Source organism: Paraburkholderia sp. D1E (genome assembly GCF_052682275.1).
Genome location: NZ_JBQYMB010000001.1, coordinates 9,317,800 through 9,341,276, shown reverse-complemented (window position 1 = coordinate 9,341,276; position 23,477 = coordinate 9,317,800). Strand labels below are relative to the sequence as shown.

Annotated in this window: 19 protein-coding genes; 1 reads left to right on the top strand and 18 read right to left on the bottom strand. The window is 60.2% G+C overall.

From position 1 onward, the window contains the following. Positions 1 to 18: 18 nt before the first annotated feature. Complete coding sequence (locus ACUN0E_RS41920) at positions 19 to 2,265, bottom strand: primosomal protein N' (protein ID WP_445570244.1); 2,247 nt, start codon at positions 2,263 to 2,265, stop codon at positions 19 to 21. A 464-nt stretch (positions 2,266 to 2,729) separates the two neighbouring features. Then, on the bottom strand, positions 2,730 to 3,830 hold the full coding sequence (gene hemE / locus ACUN0E_RS41915; protein ID WP_445570243.1) for a uroporphyrinogen decarboxylase: 1,101 nt from the start codon (positions 3,828 to 3,830) through the stop codon (positions 2,730 to 2,732). Between the two features lie 218 nt (positions 3,831 to 4,048). Here hemE and ACUN0E_RS41910 point away from each other — a divergent pair, with 218 nt between their 5' ends. After that, positions 4,049 to 4,858, top strand: coding sequence for a transporter substrate-binding domain-containing protein (locus ACUN0E_RS41910; RefSeq protein ID WP_445570242.1), 810 nt, complete (start codon positions 4,049 to 4,051; stop codon positions 4,856 to 4,858). Between the two features lie 875 nt (positions 4,859 to 5,733). Here the strand turns inward: ACUN0E_RS41910 and ACUN0E_RS41905 are convergent. From ACUN0E_RS41905 to ACUN0E_RS41830, 16 genes are all read right to left on the bottom strand, one after another. Then, a complete protein-coding gene (locus ACUN0E_RS41905) occupies positions 5,734 to 7,464 on the bottom strand; it encodes an AMP-binding protein (protein ID WP_445570241.1) in 1,731 nt (576 codons plus the stop codon). Between the two features lie 244 nt (positions 7,465 to 7,708). After that, a complete protein-coding gene (locus ACUN0E_RS41900) occupies positions 7,709 to 8,134 on the bottom strand; it encodes a F0F1 ATP synthase subunit epsilon (RefSeq protein ID WP_012434800.1) in 426 nt (141 codons plus the stop codon). 107 nt (positions 8,135 to 8,241) lie between these two features. Then, positions 8,242 to 9,636: a F0F1 ATP synthase subunit beta gene (gene atpD, locus ACUN0E_RS41895; protein WP_445570240.1), complete on the bottom strand. Its 1,395-nt coding sequence runs from the start codon at positions 9,634 to 9,636 to the stop codon at positions 8,242 to 8,244. A 115-nt stretch (positions 9,637 to 9,751) separates the two neighbouring features. Continuing rightward, on the bottom strand, positions 9,752 to 10,636 hold the full coding sequence (gene atpG, locus ACUN0E_RS41890; RefSeq protein ID WP_179735230.1) for a F0F1 ATP synthase subunit gamma: 885 nt from the start codon (positions 10,634 to 10,636) through the stop codon (positions 9,752 to 9,754). 135 nt (positions 10,637 to 10,771) lie between these two features. After that, positions 10,772 to 12,313, bottom strand: a complete 1,542-nt coding sequence (gene atpA, locus ACUN0E_RS41885; protein WP_408239270.1) for a F0F1 ATP synthase subunit alpha — start codon at positions 12,311 to 12,313, stop codon at positions 10,772 to 10,774. Positions 12,314 to 12,371: 58 nt separating this feature from the next. Then, positions 12,372 to 12,911, bottom strand: a complete 540-nt coding sequence (locus ACUN0E_RS41880; RefSeq protein ID WP_445570239.1) for a F0F1 ATP synthase subunit delta — start codon at positions 12,909 to 12,911, stop codon at positions 12,372 to 12,374. Between the two features lie 2 nt (positions 12,912 to 12,913). Further along, positions 12,914 to 13,384 (bottom strand): F0F1 ATP synthase subunit B, encoded by a 471-nt coding sequence (locus tag ACUN0E_RS41875; protein WP_074281809.1) that lies wholly within the window; start codon positions 13,382 to 13,384, stop codon positions 12,914 to 12,916. A gap of 138 nt (positions 13,385 to 13,522) precedes the next feature. Continuing rightward, positions 13,523 to 13,792 (bottom strand): F0F1 ATP synthase subunit C, encoded by a 270-nt coding sequence (gene atpE / locus ACUN0E_RS41870; protein WP_007180033.1) that lies wholly within the window; start codon positions 13,790 to 13,792, stop codon positions 13,523 to 13,525. 92 nt (positions 13,793 to 13,884) lie between these two features. Further along, entirely contained in the window at positions 13,885 to 14,736 is an 852-nt protein-coding gene (gene atpB / locus ACUN0E_RS41865; protein WP_172309461.1) for a F0F1 ATP synthase subunit A, read from the bottom strand. A gap of 161 nt (positions 14,737 to 14,897) precedes the next feature. Then, positions 14,898 to 15,443 (bottom strand): ATP synthase subunit I, encoded by a 546-nt coding sequence (locus tag ACUN0E_RS41860; RefSeq protein WP_408220199.1) that lies wholly within the window; start codon positions 15,441 to 15,443, stop codon positions 14,898 to 14,900. Positions 15,444 to 16,334: 891 nt separating this feature from the next. Beyond that, on the bottom strand, positions 16,335 to 17,222 hold the full coding sequence (locus ACUN0E_RS41855) for a ParB/RepB/Spo0J family partition protein (protein ID WP_445570238.1): 888 nt from the start codon (positions 17,220 to 17,222) through the stop codon (positions 16,335 to 16,337). A gap of 18 nt (positions 17,223 to 17,240) precedes the next feature. Next, positions 17,241 to 18,032, bottom strand: coding sequence for a ParA family protein (locus ACUN0E_RS41850; RefSeq protein WP_408239261.1), 792 nt, complete (start codon positions 18,030 to 18,032; stop codon positions 17,241 to 17,243). Between the two features lie 82 nt (positions 18,033 to 18,114). Beyond that, positions 18,115 to 18,798, bottom strand: a complete 684-nt coding sequence (gene rsmG / locus ACUN0E_RS41845) for a 16S rRNA (guanine(527)-N(7))-methyltransferase RsmG (protein ID WP_408239258.1) — start codon at positions 18,796 to 18,798, stop codon at positions 18,115 to 18,117. Next, complete coding sequence (gene mnmG / locus ACUN0E_RS41840) at positions 18,795 to 20,753, bottom strand: tRNA uridine-5-carboxymethylaminomethyl(34) synthesis enzyme MnmG (RefSeq protein WP_445570237.1); 1,959 nt, start codon at positions 20,751 to 20,753, stop codon at positions 18,795 to 18,797. The genes rsmG and mnmG overlap by 4 nt, the downstream gene beginning before the upstream one ends. A 175-nt stretch (positions 20,754 to 20,928) precedes the next feature. Further along, the gene (locus ACUN0E_RS41835) at positions 20,929 to 21,681 is read right to left on the bottom strand and encodes an ABC transporter ATP-binding protein (protein ID WP_445570236.1); all 753 of its coding nucleotides are present in this window, start codon (positions 21,679 to 21,681) and stop codon (positions 20,929 to 20,931) included. An 11-nt stretch (positions 21,682 to 21,692) separates the two neighbouring features. Beyond that, the gene (locus ACUN0E_RS41830) at positions 21,693 to 23,477 is read right to left on the bottom strand and encodes a branched-chain amino acid ABC transporter ATP-binding protein/permease (RefSeq protein ID WP_445570235.1); all 1,785 of its coding nucleotides are present in this window, start codon (positions 23,475 to 23,477) and stop codon (positions 21,693 to 21,695) included.

The window sequence follows — 23,477 nt, the reverse complement described above, 5'->3', positions numbered from 1 at the left end:
AGCGGCCGGCAACAGGCGTTAGATGTCGAGCGGGTCGACTTCGAGATTCCAGCGCAGCACGCCTTTCACACCACGCAGCATCGGTTGCCACGCACGCAACGTAGCCTGCAACGCGGCCCGCGACGCGCTCTCAACCAGCAATTGCGCGCGATGCACATGCATCACTTTGACGATGGTGAGCGGCACGGCGTCATAGACGGTCACGCGCCCGGCCGCCGGGATCTCCGTCAGCGCGGCGGCGGCCTGCTGCAGGAAGGCGAGCGCGGCTTCGAGCGTGCGGCCTTCGGCGCGCAGCAAGGCCTGGTAGGCGAACGGCGGCAGATGAGCATCGCGCCGCTCGGCCAATGTCGAATTGGCGAAGCCGACGTAGTCATGCCGCGCCAGCGCGTGATACAGCGCGTGGCGCGGATAGCGCGTCTGCACCAGCACATCGCCCGGCAAACCGGCACGGCCGGCACGGCCGCTTACCTGCATCAATTGCGCGAAGAGGCGTTCGCTCGCGCGGAAGTCGTGTGAGAACAAGGCGGTGTCGGCGTTCAGCACGCCGACCAGCGACACTCGCTGGAAGTCGTGGCCCTTCGCGATCATCTGCGTACCGACGAGGATGTCGACCTCGCCTGCGTGGACATCGGAAAACAGCGCCTGTGCACTGCCTTTGCGGCGCGTGCTGTCGGCGTCGATGCGGAGCACGCGAGCGCCGGGCACTGCGCTTGCCAGCGTTTCTTCGACGCGCTGCGTGCCGCGTCCCATCGGCGCAATGTCCACATTGCCGCAGTCCGGACACGCGCGTGGAATGCGCGATTCCCAGCCGCAGTGGTGGCAGCGCAGTGCGCGTTCGGGTTTGTGCAAAACGACGTAGGCACTGCAACGCGGACAGCCGGCGACCCAGCCGCAGGCGTCGCAGGCAAGCTGCGGCGCGTAACCGCGCCGGTTCAGGAACACAAGACTTTGCTCGCCACGCTCGAGCCTCGCCTTCAGCGCGGCGATCAGCGGCCCAGACAAACCCTCTACCGAGGCCCGGCCGCGTCGCCGCTCCTCTTCCAGATCGACCAGCCTGACAGTCGGCAGGACAGCTTCGGCGACGGCACGGCGCGACAGGGTGAGACGCTTGTAGCGCCCCTGATCCGCCTGCCACCAGCTTTCCAGCGACGGCGTGGCCGAGCCGAGCACGACCGGCAAATCGAGTTGTTTGGCGCGATAGATCGCCAGATCACGCGCCGAATAGCGCAAGCCTTCTTGCTGCTTGTAAGCCGGATCGTGTTCCTCGTCGACGACGATGATCGCGAGTTTCGGCAACGATGCAAGCACCGCCAGCCGCGTGCCGAGCACGATGCGGGCGCGGCCGGTGTGCGCGGCGAACCAGTTGCGGGCGCGTTCGCCTTCTGCAAGACCGCTGTGCAGCGTGACGATCGACGTGCCTTCGAGCGCGGCAAAGCGCGCCCGGAAAGCCGACTCGAACTGCGGCGTCAGATTGATTTCAGGGACGAGGACGAGTGCCTGCGCGTCAGGCTTCGCCGCCAGAATCTCGGCGAGCGCGCGCAGATATACCTCAGTCTTGCCGCTGCCCGTCACGCCGTGCAGCAGGAACGGCGCGAAGCCGTTCGCGTCGCGGATCGCTTCGACTGCGGTTGCCTGTTCGTCGGTGAGGGTGGGTAAGGTGGGTGCGGGGGTATCCGGCGATGCGGGAGTGGCGAGCACTTCGGCGGCTTCGATCACCTCCAGCGCAACCCAGCCTTCGGCCTGCCAGGCGTCCAGGGTTGCAATGGCTTTGGGGTGGAGCGCGCGAGCGTCGGCGGCAATCAGAAACTCGGCCTCGGCCAGGGCTTGGGCAAGCTTGCGCAACGCGCTGGCGCGCGCAGGCAAAATTTCCGGCAACGCGGCGCTCCCCTCCACCGTCAGGCTGTAACGCTCTTCCGGTGCGAACAGACGCGACCAGCGCGAGGCATCGCGCAGCGCTTGCGGCAAAGCGGGCAATGCCACTTCCCCGAGGCCGCGCTGATAGTAGTCGGCGGCGAAGGCCGTGAGCGCCAGCCATTCGGCCGACACCGGCGGGCAGGCTGTGCAAACATGGTCGACCGCCCGCAGACGGTCAGCGGGCACGTCACTGTGAGTGGTCACTTCGCATACGAGACCCACCACATGGCGCTTGCCAAACGGCACGCTCACCAGCATGCCCGGCGCGATACGCTCGGGTGTGTCGCAGCGATAGTCGAACAAAGTCGGCAGCGGATGATCCAGCGCGACGCGGACGAACACGTCACTCACGCGGCGGTATGGATCGGATGAACGGATGCGGCATGACGCCGCATCACGGCGTATGTCGAGCAAACGGCGAACCCATCGAAGTTAAAGTAAAACTTCAATTTCGGCGCTAAGTTTTGGATTCGGCTGAACAATTGCAATCGGTCCGCTTGCCTGTGGATAACTTTGTTGAGAACTTCGCCCAGAAGGGCTTGGAACCGCGCCGCAGCGGCCTTCTGTGGGATTCCACACACTTTGTCACGGCCCCGTGAAACCCTTGCCAGACAAGGCTTGGATCAAATGCGCCCGCAATGTGCAAGAGTCAGGACACGACTAAAGCTTCTACCGCGCCGCAGCGTGATCAATGTGCATAAGTCAAGTCTTGACTTTCGCGGGACCGCCATCTGACGGCCCATTGACTGCAATTTTTCCCTTAGAGCAAGAGCCCAGTTCGCTGCATTGCAGCAAAAATGGCAACGTTTACGGCCTCAGCTTGGTGCATGCGCGCCGCTGCGAATCGCACGGCTATGACGATGCACTTCGTCCACGAGTTCGGCGACATTCTCCGGCGGCGTGAATTGTGAAATGCCGTGGCCGAGATTGAAAACGTGGCCGGGATGATTGCCGAAACTATCGAGCACCGCGCGCGCTTCCATGCGGATCGAAGCCGGCGGAGCAAACAGCACCGAAGGATCGATGTTGCCTTGCAGCGCCACCTTGCTACCCACGCGCTCGCGTGCCTTGCCCAGGTTCACTGTCCAGTCGAGACCGACCGCATCCACACCGATATCGGCAATCTCGTCGAGCCACAAACCACCGCCCTTCGTGAAGGTGATCACCGGCACTTTTTCGCCGTCGTGATCGCGCTTCAACTGGCTCACCACCTGCTGGATGTATTTCAATGAGAAGCGTTGGTAGACGCCGTCCGCGAGCGCCCCGCCCCACGTGTCGAAAATCATCACGGCTTGCGCGCCGGCTTCGATCTGCGCATTCAGGTAAGCCGCAACCGATCTGGCGTTGACGTCGAGAATACGGTGCATCAGGTCCGGGCGCGCGTACAGCATCGATTTGACCGTGCGGAAATCCGCCGACCCACTGCCTTCGACCATGTAGCACGCCAGCGTCCATGGGCTGCCGGAAAACCCGATCAGCGGCACGCGTTGACGGCCTTGCGTGTCGGTGAGCGCGGTGCGGATTTCGCGTACCGCGTCGGTCACGTAGCGCAGCGTGGCGTCGATATCCGGCACCGCGAGGCGTGCCACATCGTCTTCGGTGCGCACCGGCCGGGCGAATTGCGGACCCTCGCCAGCGACAAACTCGAGACCCAGGCCCATGGCGTCCGGCACCGTCAGGATGTCGGAGAACAGGATCGCGGCGTCGAGCGGATAGCGCTCGAGCGGTTGCAGCGTGACTTCCGTTGCGTACGCCGGGTTCTTGGCCAAGTCGAGAAAACTGCCCGCGCGACTCCGCGTGGCGTTGTATTCCGGCAGATAGCGGCCAGCCTGCCGCATCAGCCAGATCGGTGTGTAGTCGGTCGGCTGGCGCAGCAGCGCGCGCAGGAAAGTGTCGTTCAGGAGTTTATGGGCCACGTTGCGTACGACTGAAGGCAAAGGGGCATTTTACCGGACCCGGCTCGCTGCATCGCGCTTGATGCAGGCAATAACTCGCGCGCGCGTTGCTTGCGGCCGGCTTTTTTGCTGACCCGTGCGACGCCATGACCTGGCTGAAGGGCCAATGTTCAAGCGCGAATTGCCGGGCTATCATCCACCGGCCTTACCAAACAATTACGCGCAACCAAGGAGACTCGATGAACAAGGCAGCACTCACACTGCTCGGCATTCTGGCCGGTGTATTGATGCACGCAGGCGTGGCCCAGGCGCAGACCAGCGCCACCGCCACCGCCACCGCCGCGGCGCCCTCACGGCTCGACGAAATCCTCGCCCGCGGCACATTGCGCGCCTGTACAACCGGCGACTACAAGCCGTACTCGTTTTACAAGCCGGACGGCCAGTTCGAAGGCATCGATATCGACATGACCGAATCGCTCGCCAAATCGCTCGGAGTAAAGGCGGAATTCGTCAAGACGTCGTGGTCGAACCTGATGAACGACTTCGTTGCGAAATGCGACATTGGTGTGGGCGGTGTTTCGCCAACGCTCGAGCGCCAGAAGCGCGCCTTTTTCACGCAGGCGTACATGGTCGACGGCAAGACGCCGATCGTTCGGTGTGACGACGTCAACAAATATCAAACGGTGGCGCAGATCGACCAGCCGGCGACTCGCGTGATCGTCAATCCGGGCGGCACTAACGAGCGTTTCGCCAAGCAGTATTTCCCGCATGCGAACCTGACCGTCTATCCGGACAACGTGACGATCTTCAAACAGATCCTCGCCGGAAAGGCCGATGTGATGGTCACGGACGCGTCGGAGACCTTGTTGCAGCAAAAGCTGAATCCGGGTCTTTGCTCGGTGCATCCGGAAAAGCCGTTCCAGTACGGCGAGAAGGCCTGGCTGCTGCCGCGCGGCGATGTGACGTTCCAGCAATACGTGGATCAATGGTTGCACCTGGCGCGAGCAACCGGCGAATATCAGGCAATCTCGGACAAGTGGCTGAAGTGATCCTTGCAGAGGTCCGCCTGCGTTCCGCTCGATGGGAAGGCAGGCGCAGCCTGGTCGATTAATAGGTCCGCATGGCTGACACAATCGTGTAACCGGCCCCCAGGGTGTTAAGCAAAATCCAAACAATGCGGTTGAACGAGGCCCAACGAACCGGGCCTTTGCGCATCTTTCCCATCTGCGGAGGATGTTGCGGTGCAACGCGCGCGATCGCCCGCAAATCTGGCAACTTCGTGACGCCGGAAAAACGCCTGTAACACAGTCGATTCGCTCCAAAAAAGATGAACGTGCAACCATTTCATGCGGAATCGACTGAACGAATTACGCCGCAGTATGCGTCACGAATAGCATCAATCAGGCGTATGAAATTGCGCATGAGTCATCGGTAAAAAATACGTTTGAAACAGTTGAGATTGGAAATAAATCCCGCAACGCCTTATCTGGCGGGCGTTACAACCTGAAACACTTTGTTACCGCGCTCGTAGGTTAATTCGCCCACAATGCCCTCAACGGTTTCAACACGGATGTGGCTGGGTGCGTGGTGTGAGCGGATACGATGCACTTGCCGGTCGGCGTATGCCGAAGCCCTGTAAAGGGGCATCCCTGCTGGGGCCGTAGTCGACGTAGGGTCGTCGTCTCAGTTGGTCCCACCTTTGGTCTCCTCGCGCTAACCCCGTAGCGTGTGGTTTTTAGCGGGCTCCAGGCCCGCTTTTTTTTCGTCTGGTCAAACGTTTGCGAGCTTCGTAGCGGTTCGATTTTGCGGGTTTCCAACCGCGCATTTTCCCGCTAGCTGGTTTTTCCTACAGCAAACGGTTTTCCCCAAAAAATGTCGGCCGGCGCTGCGTGAATCTTCGCGCAGCGCCGAACCAGCATGTCCGTCAGGCCGTCTTACCTTCCTGCACCTTCAACTCGCTGATCATCCGTTCACGCATGATGAACTTCTGCACTTTGCCGGTCACCGTCATGGGCAATTCATCGACGAAGCGGATGTACTTCGGCACCTTGTAGTGCGCGATCTGGCCTTGGCAGAACTGCTGGATTTCCTCGGCAGTGGCCTGCTCTCCTGAACGCAATACGATCCACGCACACACTTCCTCGCCGTACTTCGAATCGGGCACGCCAAACACCTGCACGCTCTGGATTTTCGGATGACGGAACAGAAACTCTTCGATCTCACGCGGGTAGATGTTTTCACCACCGCGAATCAGCATGTCCTTCAGTCGACCGACGATGTTGCAGTAGCCGTCGGCATCGAGCGTGGCCAGATCGCCCGTATGCATCCAGCCGTCAACAATGCTCTCTCGCGTCTTCGCTTCGTCACCCCAGTAGCCCTGCATCACCGAGTAGCCCTTGGTGCACAGCTCGCCCGTCTCGCCCACCGGCACGATTTCGCCGAGCGGGTCGACGATCTTCACTTCCAGATGCGGCTGGATCCGCCCGACGGTCGTGGTGCGCTTGTCGAGCGGATCGGTGGTCGAACTCTGGAAAGACACCGGGCTCGTTTCCGTCATGCCATAGGCAATGGTGATCTCGTTCAGATGCATCCTCGAGACGACCTTCTTCATCGTCTCGATCGGGCACGGCGAGCCGGCCATGATGCCGGTGCGCAGGCGCGAAAAGTCGTAGGTGGCGAAGTTCGGATGATCAAGTTCGGCGATGAACATCGTCGGCACGCCATGCAGCGCGGTGCACTGCTCTTCGGCGACGGCGGCCAGGGTCGCAGCCGGGTCGAAGCCTTCGCCCGGGAACACCATATTCGCACCGACCGATACGCATGCCAGAACCGCCAACACCATCCCGAAACAGTGATAGAGCGGGACGGGAATGCACAGGGCGTCCTGCTCCGTTAGACGCATCGCCATCGCGATATAGCGCGCATTGTTGACGACGTTGCTATGGGTGAGCGTCGCGCCCTTCGGATTGCCCGTCGTACCGCTGGTGAACTGAATGTTGATCGGTTCGTGGCAGGAGAGTGTCGCGCCGATGGCGTCGAGCTTCGCGACGTCTAGTGTCGCGCGGCCCCGTTCGATCACGTCGGAAAAAGTCAGCATGCCGGGTGTTTCCGTGTCGCACATGCGAATCACGTAGCGCAATGCCGGCAACCGAGCGGCGCGCAGTTCCCCCGGCGCTTGCGTCGCCAGTTCCGGCGCGAGTTCCTGAAGCATCTCGAGGTACATCGACGTCTTGAACCGCTCGGCAGCGATGATCGCCTTGCAGCCGACCTTGTTCAACGCATATTCGAGTTCCGCGAGCCGGTAAGCTGGGTTGATATTGACGAGTACGGCGCCGATGCGCGCGGTCGCGAACTGCGTGAGCAGCCATTCCACACGGTTCGGCGACCAGATGCCCACCCGGTCGCCCTTCTCGATACCAAGCGCAAGCAGCCCTGACGCCAGCACGTCGATCTCTTCAGAGAACTCCTTCCACGTCCAGCGAATACGCTGTTCGCGAAATACCACGGCCGGACGGTCCGGGAAGCGCGCTGCGGTGTCGCGCAGAAATTGGCCTAGCGGCGCGCCACTCAACGGAATCTCGGTCGACCCGCGAACATACGACAGGTTGTCCTTGGGTTCGATGAGTGCTCCTACGCCTGACATGTGCGTTGCCATGGTGTTGTCTCCGTGACCGGAAGCTCGCCCAGTCTATTGAAATGAATTTGAAACCGATTGTGCCACCGGCGTATGTCCGTACGGCATCAAGTGTTACCCGCCCTCTGCGACAGCGCTGGCTGCCGGAGGTGTAATTGCCCAACGTCCAATCCAAGCATACGATTTTGCTGACCTTTCCGTAAACGTCAAGTAGAGGTCAAAAAAAAGCAGCCGTAGAGGCTGCTTTTTCTCTGATACGTAGTGCCTAATTCTGCCCGCGCAGCTTGCGCAGACGCTGGATCGCAGCGAGCTGAGCCGTCGCATACGCCAGTTCCGCTTGCGCGGTTGCGTATTCGAGGTTCGAACCCGTGTTCTGTAGCGCTTCTTCCGCACGCTTGCGTGCATCTTCGGCCTTGGCTTCGTCGAGATCCTTGCCGCGGATCGCCGTGTCGGCGAGAACCGTCACAGCGCCTGGCTGGATTTCGAGGATGCCCCCGGCGACGAAGACAAACTCTTCTTCACCGTTTTCAGCTTCGATGCGCACCGCACCCGGACGAATCCGCGTGATGAGCGGCGTGTGGCCCGGCAGAATGCCGAGTTCACCTGCTTCGCCCGGCAGCGCGACGAACTTCGCCTGGCCCGAGAAGATCTGCTCTTCCGCGCTGACGACGTCTACCTTGATTGTTGCCATAAGTGTCGACTCCTGGTTGAGCGTAGTAAGAGGCGCCGTTTTCGCGAAATGCTACCGTTTGGGTAGTATTTCGGCGCGAGCGGCGCCCGCTTCGTTACACCCGACCTTTACTGGATCTTCTTGGCCTTTTCGAAGGCTTCGTCGATTGTGCCGACCATGTAGAACGCTTGTTCCGGCAGGTGATCGCATTCGCCTTCTACGATCATCTTGAAACCACGGATCGTTTCTTTCAGCGGCACGTACTTGCCCGGCGAGCCCGTGAACACTTCAGCGACGTGGAACGGCTGCGACAGGAAACGCTGGATCTTACGAGCGCGCGCCACGGCGAGCTTGTCTTCCGGCGCCAGTTCGTCCATGCCCAGAATCGCGATAATGTCGCGCAATTCCTTGTAGCGCTGCAGCGTTTGCTGCACGCCGCGCGTGATCGCGTAGTGCTCTTCACCGATCACGTTCGGGTCGATCTGACGCGAGGTCGAATCGAGCGGGTCCACTGCCGGGTAGATACCCAGCGAAGCGATGTCACGCGACAACACGACGGTTGCGTCCAGGTGACCGAAGGTCGTAGCCGGCGACGGGTCGGTCAAGTCATCCGCAGGGACGTACACGGCCTGAACCGACGTGATCGAGCCGGTCTTGGTCGACGTAATACGCTCTTGCAGCTTACCCATTTCTTCAGCGAGAGTAGGCTGATAACCCACTGCCGACGGCATACGGCCGAGCAGTGCCGACACTTCCGTGCCTGCCAGCGTGAAACGGTAGATGTTGTCGACGAAGAACAGCACGTCGAGCCCTTCGTCACGGAAGTGCTCAGCCATCGTCAGACCAGTCAGCGCAACGCGCAGACGGTTGCCCGGCGGCTCGTTCATCTGGCCGTACACCAGCGCGACCTTGTCGAGAACGTTCGAGTCCTTCATTTCGTGATAGAAGTCGTTCCCTTCGCGGGTACGCTCGCCAACACCGGCGAACACGGAGTAACCACCGTGTTCCTTGGCGATGTTGTTGATCAGTTCCATCATGTTCACGGTCTTGCCCACACCGGCGCCACCGAACAGACCAACCTTACCGCCCTTGGCGAACGGGCAGATCAGGTCGATAACCTTGATGCCGGTCTCGAGCAGTTCCGTCGACGGCGACAGTTCGTCGAACGCCGGAGCCTTCTGGTGAATACCGCGCGTCACCTCCGAGTTGATCGGGCCGGCTTCGTCGATCGGGCGACCCAGCACGTCCATGATCCGGCCGAGGGTCGGCTTGCCAACCGGCACGCTGATCGGCTTGCCAGTGTTCTTCACCGTCGTACCGCGGCGCAGACCGTCCGAGGCACCCAGACAGATGGTACGGACAACGCCGTCGCCCAGCTGCTGCTGGACTTCGAGGGTCAGTTCCGAACCGTCGAGAATGAGCGCGTCGTAAATCTTCGGCATGTGGTCACGCGGGAATTCCACGTCGATCACCGCGCCGATGCACTGTACGATCTTGCCTTCTACCAAAGCAGTAGTACTCATCGCTTTTCCTTTAGATACTCAATTCTTCACTCGCGCAAAGGCGCAATTTCGATGGGGCCGCCGAGACGGGGGCGCCTCACGGGCGCGCACGAAGCGGCGTGCCTGACCCTTATGGTCAGACTGCCGCTGCGCCACCGACGATTTCCGACAGTTCTTTCGTAATCGCGGCCTGACGGCTCTTGTTGTACACGAGCTGCAGTTCGTTGATGACCGTCTTCGCATTATCCGAAGCGGCCTTCATTGCGACCATTCGTGCCGACTGCTCCGATGCCATGTTTTCCGCGACGGCCTGATAGACCAGCGCTTCGACATAACGCACCAGCAGTTCGTCCACCACTGCCTGTGCATCCGGCTCGTAGATGTAGTCCCACTGCGTGCTCGGGGTCGTGCCGTCTTCGTCCTTGCGCTCGAACTGATCTGCCGACAGCGGCAGCAGTTGCTCGATCACCGGCTCCTGCTTCATCGTATTGACGAAGCGCGTGTACGCGAGGTACACCGCCGAAACCTTGCCTTCCGAGTACAGGTCGAGCTGCACCTTCACCGCGCCGATCAGCTTTTCCAGATGCGGCGTGTCGCCCAGATGCACGACATTCGACACCACCTTGGCGCGCAGACGATTCAGGAAACCCAGACCCTTGGTGCCGATCGCAGTTGCTTCGACCGTCTTGCCCTGGCCTTCCAGTTCCTTGAACTTCTGCAGCGACGCACGCAGCACATTGGTGTTCATACCGCCGCACAGACCTTTGTCGGTCGTGACGAGGATGATGCCGGCCGTCTTCGCGCCTTCGTTCGACACCATGAACGGGTGACGATACTCCGGGTTCGCACGGCTCATGTGCGCAGCGATATCGCGGACCTTGTCGGCATACGGGCGAGCAGCGCGCATGCGCTCCTGAGCGCGGCGCATCTTCGATGCGGCCACCATCTCCATCGCTTTCGTGATCTTGCGCGTGTTTTGCACGCTCTTGATCTTGCCGCGAATTTCCTTCATTCCAGCCATTGCTTGCTCCTTGTCGGCCCGAGTTAGCGCTTCAGCACTCGGGTCCCATGCAAAGCGATCGAAGCAGCGCGGGTTCAGTTGCCTGCGGCCCGCGCCGCTTCAAGGTCCGTTTATGCCTTGCGGATCACTCGCGGATCAATAAGCGCCGGACTTCTTGAAGTCTTTGAGAGCCGTATGCAGCAGGGCTTCGTCGTCCTTCGAGAGTTCCTTGGTATCTTCGATGCGCTTGACCAGGTCAGCGTGGCTCGACTTCAGGTATTCGCGCAGGCCCTTTTCAAACGGCAGCACTTGCGCAACTTCCAGATCGTCGAGGTAACCGTTGTTCGCAGCGAACAGCGCGATCGCCAGTTCCCATACTTGCAGCGGTTGATACTGCGGCTGCTTCAGCAGCTCCGTCACGCGGCGGCCGCGCTCCAGCTGCTTACGAGTCGCCTCGTCGAGGTCCGATGCGAACTGCGCGAACGCTGCGAGTTCACGGTACTGTGCGAGGTCGGTACGAATACCGCCCGACAACTTCTTCACGACCTTGGTTTGAGCCGCACCACCAACGCGCGAGACCGACACGCCGGCGTTAATTGCCGGGCGGATACCTGCGTTGAAGAGATCGGTTTCCAGGAAGATCTGGCCGTCGGTAATCGAGATCACGTTCGTCGGAACGAATGCGGTCACGTCGCCTGCTTGCGTTTCAATGACCGGCAGTGCCGTCAGCGAACCGCTCTTGCCCTTCACTTCGCCGTTCGTGAACTTCTCGACGTACTCTTCCGAGACGCGAGCAGCACGTTCCAGGAGACGCGAGTGCAGATAGAACACGTCACCCGGGTAAGCTTCGCGGCCCGGCGGGCGGCGCAGCAACAGCGAGATCTGACGGTATGCCCAAGCTTGCTTGGTCAAATCGTCATAAACGATCAGCGCATCTTGACCGCGGTCGCGGAAGTATTCGCCCATCGTGCAGCCGGCGTACGGCGCGAGGTACTGCATTGCAGCCGATTCCGAAGCCGAAGCGGCCACGACGATCGTGTATTCCAGTGCGCCGGTTTCTTCCAGCTTGCGCACTACGTTCATGATCGACGAAGCCTTCTGGCCGATCGCGACGTAGATACAGAAGAGGTTCTTGCCCTTCTGGTTGATGATCGCGTCGACAGCGACTGCGGTCTTGCCGCACTGGCGGTCGCCGATGATCAGCTCACGCTGACCACGGCCAACCGGCACCATCGCGTCGATCGACTTCAGACCGGTTTGAACCGGCTCCGAAACCGACTTACGCCAGATCACGCCCGGAGCAATCTTTTCGATTGCGTCGGTCTTCTTCGCGTTGACCGGGCCCTTGCCGTCGATCGGGTTGCCGAGTGCGTCGACCACGCGGCCGAGCAGTTCCGGACCCACCGGCACTTCGAGAATGCGGCCCGTCGTCTTGACGATGTCGCCTTCCGAAATGTGTTCGTACTCACCCAGAATCACGGCGCCGACCGAGTCGCGCTCGAGGTTCAGTGCGAGACCGAAGGTGTTGCCCGGAAATTCGAGCATTTCGCCCTGCATCACTTCCGACAGGCCGTGAATACGCACGATACCGTCGGTCACGGAGATCACGGTGCCCTGGTTGCGAACGTCTGCGCTCGCTTCAAGGCCCTGGATCCTGCTCTTGATCAGCTCACTGATCTCAGAGGGATTGAGTTGCATTATTCGCTCCTGATAGTCAATTCTGTTGCGTGCCAGCCGCTTCAGCGCTTTATGCGCTTCAGGCCGTCAGAGCCGTCTGCATGCTGGCAAGCCGCGCGCGGACCGAGGTATCGAGCACTTCGTCGCCGACCGTCACGCGCACGCCGCCGATGAGCGACGAGTCGACTTCGACCGTCGGCTTCAGCTTGCGCTTGAATTTGCGTTCGAGACCTGCGACGAGTTCGTTCAACTGCGCGCCTTCGAGCGGGAATGCGCTGACGATCAGCACATCTGCCGCTCCTTCGCGGGCGTTCTTCAACTCTTCGAACTGCGTAGCGATTTCCGGCAGCAATTGCAGGCGATGGTTATCCACCAGCATTTGCACCAGATTCTTCGCTTGCGCGTTGTCCTTGAGCGGCGACTTGACCGCGACCAGCAGCAGTTCGCTGACCTGGGCGCGGCTTACTTTCGGGCTCGAGGCGATCGACAGCACTTCGGGCAGACGCGCAACCTGTGCCAGCTCCTGCACGAGCGTGGACCAGGCGGCGATGTCACCAGCTTCGGCCACGCCAAACAGCGCTTCTGCGTACGGACGGGCGATGGTTGCAAGTTCGGCCATGATCAGAGCTCGGCTTTCAGTTGATTCAGCAGGTCAGCGTGGGCTGCCTGGTCGACTTCGCGCTTCAGGATCTGTTCAGCGCCCTTCACGGCGAGTGCAGCGACTTCGCCGCGCAGCGTTTCGCGTGCCTTCACGACTTGCTGGTCCGCGTCGGCCTTCGCTTGCGCGATGATGCGAGCGGCTTCAGCTTGTGCTTGAGCCTTGATTTCGTCAGCGACTGTCACAGCGCGCTTTTCCGCGTCAGCAATACGTTGCTGACCGTCGTTGCGTGCCTGAGCGAGTTCCTGGTCGACGCGCTTGTGAGCGGCTTCGAGTTCAGCCTTGCCCTTTTCAGCGGCAGACAAACCGTCAGCAATCTTCTTCGAGCGCTCGTCGAGGGCGTTGATCAACGGCGGCCACACGAACTTCATCGTGAACCACGCGAGGATCAGGAACACGACCATTTGCGCAAACAGGGTTGCGTTGAGATTCACGGTGTTTCCTTAAACGTTGCTAGTTCGGAAAGTGAAACGGCAAGGCGCTCATCGATTCTGTATTCGATCAGCGCCTAAGTGCCCGTTCCGCCCTGCGCCTTTACCAGTTATAGCTCAGGCGCAAACTTCCGAGGAACCTCAGCCTGCCAGCTTCGACAGCAGCGGGTTCGCGAACGCGAACAGCATTGCCACACCAACACCAATCAGGAAAGCCGCATCGATCAGACCAGCCAGCAGGAACATCTTGGTTTGCAGCGGGTTCATCAATTCCGGCTGACGAGCACATGCTTCGATGTACTTGCCGCCCATCAGGCCAATACCGATACAGGCGCCGATTGCACCCAGGCCGATGATGATGCCGATACCGATGGCGGTCAGACCCTGGATGTTGGCGATGAAAGCTTGCATGATCACTCCTTTGTGAAAAGTCTTTTGGAACTGGTTGGAACTGGGATTTAATAAAACAAAACTAAAACAATTCGTCGTTCAACAAGCCGTGATTAGTGGCTGTCGTGTGCCTGTCCGATGTACACCAGCGTCAGCATCATGAAAATGAATGCTTGCAGCAGAACGATCAGGATGTGGAAGATCGCCCAAACCGTGCCTGCGATGACGTGGCCGATAAAGCCGAGCACTGACGCGTCCGCGCCGAAACCCCACATGCTGCCGAGCAGGGCAATCAGCAGGAACAACAGCTCGCCCGCGTACATGTTGCCGAATAGCCGCATGCCGAGCGAAACCGTCTTTGCGACGAACTCGATGATGTTCAATGCAAGGTTCGGAATCCACAGCAGCGGATGCGCGCCGAACGGAGCCGACAGCAGCTCATGCACGAAGCCGCCTACGCCCTTGATCTTGAAGTTGTAGTAAATCATCAGCGCGAACACGCCGAGTGCGATACCGAGCGTACCGTTCAGGTCGGCCGTCGGCACGATGCGATGATGGGGGATAACTTGCGACAGCCCCAGCCAGCCGATCACGCGGCCCGGCAGGTCGACGGGGATAAAGTCGAGCGAGTTCATCAAGGCGACCCAGACGAACACGGTCAGTGCCAGCGGGGCGATGAAGGTGCGCGAGCCGTGGATCATCGACTTCGATTGATCCTCGACCATCTCCACCAGCATTTCGATCGCGCACTGGAAACGACCCGGCACGCCGGACGTCGCCTTGCGGGCCGCCAGATGCAGGATGGCGATCGTGGCCAGACCACAAACGATCGACCAGAAAAGGGTGTCCAGATTCCACACATGAATGTCGAAAATCGACGTCTGGTGCGCGGTGGAAAAGTTCTGCAAGTGGTGCGCGATGTACTCGGACGGATCCAGAGCGCGCGTGCCTTCGCTAGCTGCCATATCGTTAATGCCACCCAAATTGTCGAAAATCGTCTTAGGCCGTTCCCGCCGCAATTCTGTATTGCGGGAACACGCCGGGTGCGGATCGTGTCATATCCGCACTCCTTACGCCAGCGCTACGCGCCAGCCTGAATTTTGTGTTGCTTACTCTTGCTACTACCTTAGCGCCACGCGAGGGCGATCCAGTAAGTCTTGAGCGCGATGAGGTAAGTCACGAGCAGCGGCACCCAGCGTACGTCGTGATACCAGAAAGCGATGGCTACAAACATCGCGATCGTTGTCCCCATCTTGAGCGCTTCGCCGATCATCCAGCTCATCGCTGTTTCGGCGCCGCTCAGCGTTCTAAGACGTGCCGCGAACAGCGCGCTCGGCACCCAGCAGATCGCTCCCCCCAGGAACGCGGACAGCGCAGCAGCGCCCGGCGGCTTGTAGAACAGCCACCACACCAGCGTCGCACCCAGGGACAAAACCATTTGCGCCGCCACGACCTTGAAAGGCGTGACACGCGATGGACGACTCACATTCGGGCCAAACAGCTTTTCAGCCTCGACCCGCGTGAGCGGAACGATATTGTTATCTTGTTGCTCGACATCCCACGCATCGTCAGTTGTAACGTGCTGACCGGTAGACGCAACGGAATCGGTGCGTTCAGCGCGGTGTTCGTCGTGCCCATTCTGTGGCGCCTGATTCGACGTTTTAACCGCCATCGCAGTGTTCCGAAAGTCTTGTTCCAGCCCGCGAGCTTACGCTGCGCTTACGGGGTTGCCGTGCAATTAAATCCGGGCGATTGTAAGCGATAGTTGCAGGCAATTCAAGACTTTAGGCCGTTCAATAACCTGCGTGAAAACGGCCTTCACCATGCGGGAGCGTGATTTCGACCGCCCCGTACACGGCAAATGTAAGGCGGCCGGGGAGTGGCAAAACATGCGCCTTGAATCGAGGAGGCTGAAGTGCGTGGATGCGTCGTTTCGACGCTGCTGCGGACGTCTCAAAAATGCAACAGACGGCAATTTTTGCCCACTTTGATAGACATCCAAGACGGCGCCGGGTAAGGGTCGGACGGCGCTTGTGTACAGGGAGTTCTTCAATGGCGAATAACAGCGCCCGTGTCAGGTCCGGTGCTTCTGGCCAGGTAACCAACTTCGAGCACAGTCGGTTTGCCCGGCTTCGTACTGACGTCCGCCCTGCTCTGTCCGACCAATTCACACGCGGCGCCGACCGTTTCATCGCGGCCCGGATCGAGAACAAAAAACTAGCGACGTGCGCTTCTTCGCTGCTGCGGCCTGACCAGGCTGTGCTCAGTCAAGTCCCGCGCAACACAATCAACGCTGCCTCACTGCAAAAGTGACCTGACAGACCAATACCTCAGCATTCCTGATTATTTTGCGTTGAATTTAATCAGGAATCCACCCAGCGCTAATACGGTGTGCCGATCAATCAGGGAATTCGTCAAACCACCCCTTGAGCGTGACGCCGGCAAGCCCGATAAAACCAAACCCCTCATTGAAAGCGCACAAAGTGCGCCAAACGGCTTGCTAGCAACCATCCAGATAATTCGCAAGCATGTCCAGCGCCCTTCCACACTCAACTTGTCATGATCACGCCGTGGCGTTACCACGCAACCGGACAAGAATGCCTTCCAGCGCGTCCAGGTCACCGAAGTCCACCAGCACCTGGCCGCGGCCGCGTCGGCCGAGCTTGATCTTTACCGTGGCGGCAAGCAGATCGGACAACTCCTCTTCGAGTCGCCGCGTGTCGCGGCCGCCGTCCTGATTCGCACGCGCCTTCACCGTGGGCGCAGCCTTGGTAGTCGCCGTCACCAGCTTTTCGGTCTCACGTACCGACATGCGCTTGTTGACGACCTGATTGGCCAGCGTGATCTGCGTCGCAGCATCGACGGCCAGTAGCGCACGTGCATGACCCATGTCCAGATCACCGGCCAGCAACATCGTCTGCACCGGTGCTGCCAGGTTAAGCAAACGCAGCAGATTCGATACGGCACTGCGTGAGCGGCCCACCGATTCAGCTGCCTGCTCATGCGTGAAATTAAACTCGTCGAGCAGGCGCTGAATACCCTGTGCTTCTTCTAGCGGATTCAGATCTTCGCGCTGGATATTCTCGATCAGCGCCATCGCCGCGGCGGCCTGATCAGGCACGTCCCTCACCAGCACCGGCACCTCGTCGAGGCCGGCAAGGCGCGCGGCGCGGAAACGCCGCTCGCCGGCAATGATCTCGTACTTATCCACCGAAACCGGCCGCACGAGGATCGGCTGCATCACCCCTTGGGCACGGATGCTGGCCGCCAATTCCTGCAACGCGCCTTCGTCCATGCGCGTACGCGGCTGGTACTTGCCGGCCTGTAGCTTGCTGAGCGGCAGCACGTTCGGCGCACCCTCGATCGCCACGGCCTCTGTAATATCCGCACTGCCACCAAGCAATGCTTCCAGACCACGGCCCAACCCCTTCTTTCTTGCTACTGCATTCATCGTGCTTCCTCGATCCGCTTAGGACGCCTGGGGCGCGTCATTCAATGTGCGCACCCGCTCAATCATCTCTGCACCGAACTGCACATACGCCTGCGCACCGCGCGATGCCTTATCGAACACAACGCCCGGCAACCCATAGCTAGGCGCCTCGGCAAGGCGCACGTTACGCGGGATCACCACGTCGAACACCTTGTCGCCAAAGTGTTCTTTCAGCTGATCCGAGACTTGCTGTTGCAATGTGATGCGCGGATCGAACATCACGCGCAGCAGACCAATCACCTTCAGATCGCGATTCAGGTTCGCATGCACCTGCTTGATCGTGTTGACCAGATCGGACAGGCCTTCGAGCGCGAAGTACTCGCACTGCATCGGAATCACCACGCCATGCGCGGCACACAGGCCGTTGAGCGTTAGCAGCGACAAAGCCGGCGGGCAGTCGATCAGCACAAAGTCGTATTCGCTTTCGACTGCCGCCAAGGCAATCTTCAACTGGCGCTCACGGCTCTGCACGCTGACCAATTCGACCTCGGCGCCGGCCAGTTCCCGGTTCGCGGGCAGCACGTCGTAGCCGACGGCTTCCGGGCGTACTCGCGCATCCGCCACCGACACGCCATCCACGAGCACTTCATAGACGGTGTTCGCGCATGCGGCCTTGTCGATGCCGCTGCCCATCGTGGCGTTGCCCTGCGGGTCCAGATCGATGAGAAGGACTCGCTGTCCCTGCGCTGCCAAGCTCGCGGCCAGATTGACTGCCGTCGTCGTCTTGCCGACGCCGCCCTTCTGGTTCGCAACGCAGAAGATTTTTGCCATCGTTGGTGTGTCCCTTTTGCTGCTGAATAAAGTAGAAAGCGCGTCTGGTATGCGGTGCGTGCCTCGAGCCTAGCGATGCCCGTCAGTTATCGGCATCCACCAGCACCTTGATCAGATGCCGCTCCGCGTCGAGCAACGGCACGTTCAGCCGAATGATCTGTTCCACGTGAGCGCCCGCCGGCAGGCGCTCAATCTCGCCATCCGGACGCACACCCTTCATCGCCCAGATCGCCCCCTGCTCCGCAACCAGATGACGGGCCAGTGTAACGAAATCCGAGAGCTCTGCGAATGCGCGCGACACGATTACGTCGAACTTTGCGGGTACTTCGGCGCCCGGCTGCAAAGTCTCGACGCGGCCCGTGATGACCGACAGGTTCGCCAGGCCGAGCTCAGCTTTGGCCTGAGCCTGAAAAGCCGTCTTCTTGTGAACGATGTCGTTCACGGTGACGGTCCAGTCGGGCAGCACGATAGCGAGCACGATACCAGGCAAACCGCCGCCAGAGCCCACGTCCAGCACCGAGGACGCACCGCGCGTAGCGAGGTGCGGCACGATCGAAAGCGAATCCAGGATGTGCTGGATAAGCATTTGTCGCGGATCACGGATCGCCGTCAGGTTGTAGACAGCATTCCACTTGGATAGCAGCGCTACGTAGTCGAGCAATTTCCCGAGTTGCGCGTCACTCAGATCGAGACCGAGTTCGCGGACGCCGCCTGCTAACAGCGGCGCCAATGCCTCGCTACCACTTCCCTTCAGACTCACCGTCATTGCGTCACCGGCGTGCTGTCGGCGCCCGGTTCGGCGGGTTTCGTCGAACGGCGCCCCAAGCCACGCTTCAGATGCACCATCAGCAAGGAGATCGCCGCCGGGGTAATACCGGAAATACGCGACGCCTGTCCGATAGTCTCAGGGCGGAATTGCGTCAGCTTCTGACGCGCCTCGAACGATAGCCCCCTTACCTCGGCGTAGTCCAAACCCTCCGGCAGACGCGTGCTTTCGTGCGACTCATTGCGCTCGATCTCATCAGCTTGCCGGTCGATATAGCCTTGATACTTGATGCCAATCTCGATCTGCTCCTTGATCTGGGCGCGCAACACGTCGTCTTCGGCCAGCGTTTCAGGCGCAGCACATGCTCCCGCGCGCAAGCCGCAGACGCCGTCATATGTCACGCCCGGGCGGCGGAGCAGATCGGCCAAACTGTATTCGTGGTCAATCGGCTTGCCGAGCAATGCAGTCGCTTCTTCAGCCAATAACGTCTTAGGATTGACCCACGACGTACGGAGGCGCTCTGTTTCACGTGAAACAGCGTCGCGCTTGCGGCTGAATGCGTCCCACCGGACATCGTCGACGATACCCAGTTCGCGGCCCATCTCCGTCAGACGCATATCGGCGTTGTCTTCGCGGAGGCTTAGACGGTACTCGGCGCGGCTCGTGAACATGCGATACGGTTCGGACACACCACGCGTCACCAGATCGTCGACCAAAACGCCTAGGTATGCCTGATCGCGGCGCGGGCACCATGCATCCTTGCCCTGCACTTGCAGGCCGGCGTTAATCCCCGCCAGCAAACCTTGCGCAGCGGCCTCTTCATAGCCAGTTGTGCCATTGATCTGACCCGCGAAGAAGAGCCCGTTGATCGCCTTGGTTTCCAGCGATGCCTTCAGCCCACGCGGATCGAAGTAGTCGTATTCGATCGCATAACCCGGTCGCAGAATATGCGCCTGCTCCAAACCTCGCATCGAGCGCACGAGTTCCAGTTGCACGTCGAACGGCAGGCTGGTGGAAATCCCATTGGGATAGAACTCGTTGGTCGTCAGCCCTTCCGGTTCGAGGAAGATCTGATGCGATTCCTTGGATGCGAAGCGATGAATCTTGTCCTCGATCGACGGGCAATACCGCGGGCCCACCCCTTCGATCACGCCCGTATACATCGGCGAGCGGTCGAGACCACCACGGATGATGTCGTGCGTACGCTCATTCGTATGCGTGACCCAGCACGGCACTTGGCGCGGATGCTGTTCGACGCGCCCCAGAAATGAGAAAACCGGCACCGGATCCAGATCGCCGGGCTGCTCTTCAAGCTTCGAGAAATCGATCGTCCGACCGTCGATACGCGGTGGCGTTCCGGTCTTGAGACGGCCTTGTGGCAGCTTCAATTCCTTGAGGCGCGCAGACAGCGACACCGCTGCCGGATCGCCAGCGCGGCCACCGGTGTAGTTGTTCAAACCCACGTGAATCTTGCCGTCGAGGAACGTCCCAGCCGTCAGCACAACGGCGCGCGAGCGGAAGCGAATCCCCACCTGCGTCACGGCACCGACGACACGGTCGCCTTCCACCATCAGATCGTCGACCGCCTGCTGGAACAGCCACAGGTTCGGCTGATTCTCCAACCGATGTCGGATCGCCTGTTTGTACAACAGACGGTCCGCCTGCGCGCGCGTCGCACGAACAGCAGGCCCCTTCGACGAATTGAGGATGCGGAACTGGATCCCCCCCTCGTCCGTCGCAGCCGCCATCGCACCGCCGAGCGCATCGACCTCCTTCACCAGATGGCCCTTGCCAATCCCGCCAATGGACGGGTTGCAGCTCATCTGACCTAGGGTTTCGATGTTATGCGTCAGCAGGAGGGTCGTATTGCCCATGCGTGCCGAGGCCAAAGCGGCCTCAGTGCCCGCATGACCGCCGCCGACGACGATTACGTCAAATTCTGTGGGAAAAAGCATCGCGGATCTCACGCCAGATCATCGCGTGAGCCTTTCAGAGGAAAATGTATGGGCGAATTATAACGGGTTCGGTTTAGGCCCGAATTTCGTCCGAATGGCCAGACAACAAAAAAGCGGTGTGTTTCACGTGAAACACACCGCTTTGAACCACAGCGAGCTGAGTAGAAGCGGCGAACTAAGCCACTTTTTTAGCCAGCCCCAGATACGTTTCGATCACACGCGGATTCTGCGCCAGATCAGTCGCGGGTCCTTCCAGCGCCAGTTCACCGGTTTCAAGCACGTAACCGTAGTCAGAAATTTGCAGCGCCGCGCGTGCGTTCTGCTCGATCAGTAGCGTCGCGACGCCGGTCTGCCGCAGTGCGCTAATAATGTGGAAGATTTCCTTCACGATCAGCGGCGCGAGACCCAGGCTCGGTTCGTCGAGCATCAGCAGATCGGGCTTGCCCATCAATGCACGCCCGACCGCGAGCATTTGACGCTCCCCGCCTGATAGCGTCCCTGCGGCCTGCTTCCGGCGCTCTTTCAAACGAGGAAAAAGCGTAAAGACTGGCTCGAGTTGATCAAGAAAATTGCGCTCCCCTGCCCGCTTACGCCGATACGCGCCGAGGACCAGATTATCTTCAACGGTCATCGACGCGAACAGCTCGCGCTTTTCCGGCACCAGGCACATACCACGCGCGACCCGCTTTTCAACCGGCACCGCGCTGACGTCTTCACCTTTATACAGGACCGAGCCCTTCGCATGACCAGTGGTCGGCAATGCGCCCATGATCGCGTTCAGCAACGTGGACTTGCCCGCACCGTTCGGACCAATCACCGAGACGATCTGGCCGGGCCGCACCTTGATTGCCGCGCCGTGCAGCGCTTCGACCTTGCCATAGCGGACCGACAACCCATTCACGTCGAGAATCGGTGCAGCATCATTCATCGTGTTCTCCATCACTCCACCCCGCCCAGATAAGCTTCGAGCACAGCCGGGTCTTGCTGGACGTCCTGCGGCAAGCCTTCCGCGATGCGCGTGCCGAACTCCATCACCACCAACCGATCGGTGAGATTCATCACGAAATCCATATCGTGTTCGACCAGCAGCACGCTCATACCTTCGGCTTTGAGGCGGCGCAGTAAATCCGCCAGTTGCAGCTTTTCCTGATAACGCAGACCGGCGGCAGGCTCATCCAGCAGCAGCAGGGTCGGGTCACAGCACAACGCGCGCGCGATTTCGAGAATTCGTTGCTGCCCCAACGCCAGGCTACCCGCCTCGTCGTACATATGCTGCTCGAGCCCGACACGACGAATCTGGCGAGCCGCTTCGGCCATCAAGCGCGCTTCTTCCGCACCGTTCAGCCGCGCCACGCTGCGCCACACGCCGGCCTGGCCACGCAGATGCGCGCCGATCGCAACGTTCTCCAGCACCGTCATACCAGGCAGCAGCTTGACGTGCTGGAAGGTGCGGCCAATGCCGCGCTTGACGATTTCACGTGAACTCAGTGAATCGATACGTTCGCCGCGGAACGTAATTTCGCCGCTCGTCGCCTGCAGCACGCCCGTGACCAGGTTGAAGGTAGTCGATTTGCCCGCGCCGTTCGGGCCGATCAAACCGATGATCTGCCCTGCTTTCACCTCGAAGCTGACATCGTTCACCGCGACCAGCCCGCCGAACTGCTTGCGTGCCTTATTCACCGTCAAAAGGCTTTCGCCCGCGGCCGGCTTGCTGCGCTGCGGCAAAGGCTCCGCATGATCCGATAAATGTGCGCGTGGCCCCTTCGGGAAAAACCGCGCGACAAACGGCCAGACACCTTGGCGAGCGTATTGCAGCAACAGCACCATCAGAATGCCGAACACAATCACTTCGAAGTTACCGTTCTCGCCCAGCAGCTTCGGCAGCAGCGTTTGCAGATAGTCCTGCAAAATGGTCAGAATCGCTGCACCAAGCACTGCGCCCCAGACGTGCGAGACGCCGCCCACCACCGCCATGAACAGGAACTCGATGCCATGGTTCAGACCAAACGGTGTCGGATTCACCGCGCGTTGCAAGTGCGCGTAAAGGAACCCCGAAATCGACGCCAACACTGCGGCGTAGACGAAGATCACCACGCGCATCCACGCCGTGTTGACGCCCATTGCTTCGGCCATCATGCCGCCGCCGCGCAATGCGCGAATCGCCCGCCCTGGCCGGCTATTAAGCAGATTCTGAACAGAAATTACCGCACCGAGCACCACCACCCAGATCAGGTAGTAGATATGGCGACCCGACTCCAGGTTGATGCCAAAAACATTCAGCACTGGAATTCCGTTAATGCCGTCGTACTTGCCAAGCATCTCCAGGTTGCCGAACAGATAGAACAGCGCGAGCCCCCACGCGATCGTACCGAGCGGCAGAAAGTGGCCGGATAGCCGCATTGTCACGAGCCCCAGCATCAGCGCGATCAATGCCGTCACCACCACGCCCGCGATCAGCGCGAGCCACGGCGACACGCCGTAAGTCGTCGTCAGATACGCGGTCGCATACGCGCCGATGCCGACGAACGCTGCCTGACCGAAGCTCGTCATCCCGCCGATACCTGTCAGCAGCACGAGACCGATCGCGACGATCGAATACAGGCCGATGTAGTTGAGCAGCGTCACCCAGTACTCAGGCACATGGATCGGATGCGGCAACACCGGCAACGCGAACAGCACCACGAGGAACAGCCAGAAGAACTTGTTTTGCATGATCCGTTTCAT

Bases quoted from the DNA above. Each gene is read 5' to 3' on its own strand.
- ACUN0E_RS41910 (WP_445570242.1), top strand. From the start codon at position 4,049: ATGAACAAGGCAGCACTCACACTGCTCGGCATTCTGGCCGGTGTATTG.
- ACUN0E_RS41905 (WP_445570241.1), bottom strand. From the start codon at position 7,464: ATGGCAACGCACATGTCAGGCGTAGGAGCACTCATCGAACCCAAGGAC.
- ACUN0E_RS41900 (WP_012434800.1), bottom strand. From the start codon at position 8,134: ATGGCAACAATCAAGGTAGACGTCGTCAGCGCGGAAGAGCAGATCTTC.
- atpD (WP_445570240.1), bottom strand. From the start codon at position 9,636: ATGAGTACTACTGCTTTGGTAGAAGGCAAGATCGTACAGTGCATCGGC.
- atpG (WP_179735230.1), bottom strand. From the start codon at position 10,636: ATGGCTGGAATGAAGGAAATTCGCGGCAAGATCAAGAGCGTGCAAAAC.
- atpA (WP_408239270.1), bottom strand. From the start codon at position 12,313: ATGCAACTCAATCCCTCTGAGATCAGTGAGCTGATCAAGAGCAGGATC.
- ACUN0E_RS41880 (WP_445570239.1), bottom strand. From the start codon at position 12,911: ATGGCCGAACTTGCAACCATCGCCCGTCCGTACGCAGAAGCGCTGTTT.
- atpE (WP_007180033.1), bottom strand. From the start codon at position 13,792: ATGCAAGCTTTCATCGCCAACATCCAGGGTCTGACCGCCATCGGTATC.
- atpB (WP_172309461.1), bottom strand. From the start codon at position 14,736: ATGGCAGCTAGCGAAGGCACGCGCGCTCTGGATCCGTCCGAGTACATC.
- ACUN0E_RS41860 (WP_408220199.1), bottom strand. From the start codon at position 15,443: ATGGCGGTTAAAACGTCGAATCAGGCGCCACAGAATGGGCACGACGAA.
- ACUN0E_RS41855 (WP_445570238.1), bottom strand. From the start codon at position 17,222: ATGAATGCAGTAGCAAGAAAGAAGGGGTTGGGCCGTGGTCTGGAAGCA.
- ACUN0E_RS41850 (WP_408239261.1), bottom strand. From the start codon at position 18,032: ATGGCAAAAATCTTCTGCGTTGCGAACCAGAAGGGCGGCGTCGGCAAG.
- rsmG (WP_408239258.1), bottom strand. From the start codon at position 18,798: ATGACGGTGAGTCTGAAGGGAAGTGGTAGCGAGGCATTGGCGCCGCTG.
- mnmG (WP_445570237.1), bottom strand. From the start codon at position 20,753: ATGCTTTTTCCCACAGAATTTGACGTAATCGTCGTCGGCGGCGGTCAT.
- ACUN0E_RS41835 (WP_445570236.1), bottom strand. From the start codon at position 21,681: ATGAATGATGCTGCACCGATTCTCGACGTGAATGGGTTGTCGGTCCGC.
- ACUN0E_RS41830 (WP_445570235.1), bottom strand. From the start codon at position 23,477: ATGAAACGGATCATGCAAAACAAGTTCTTCTGGCTGTTCCTCGTGGTG.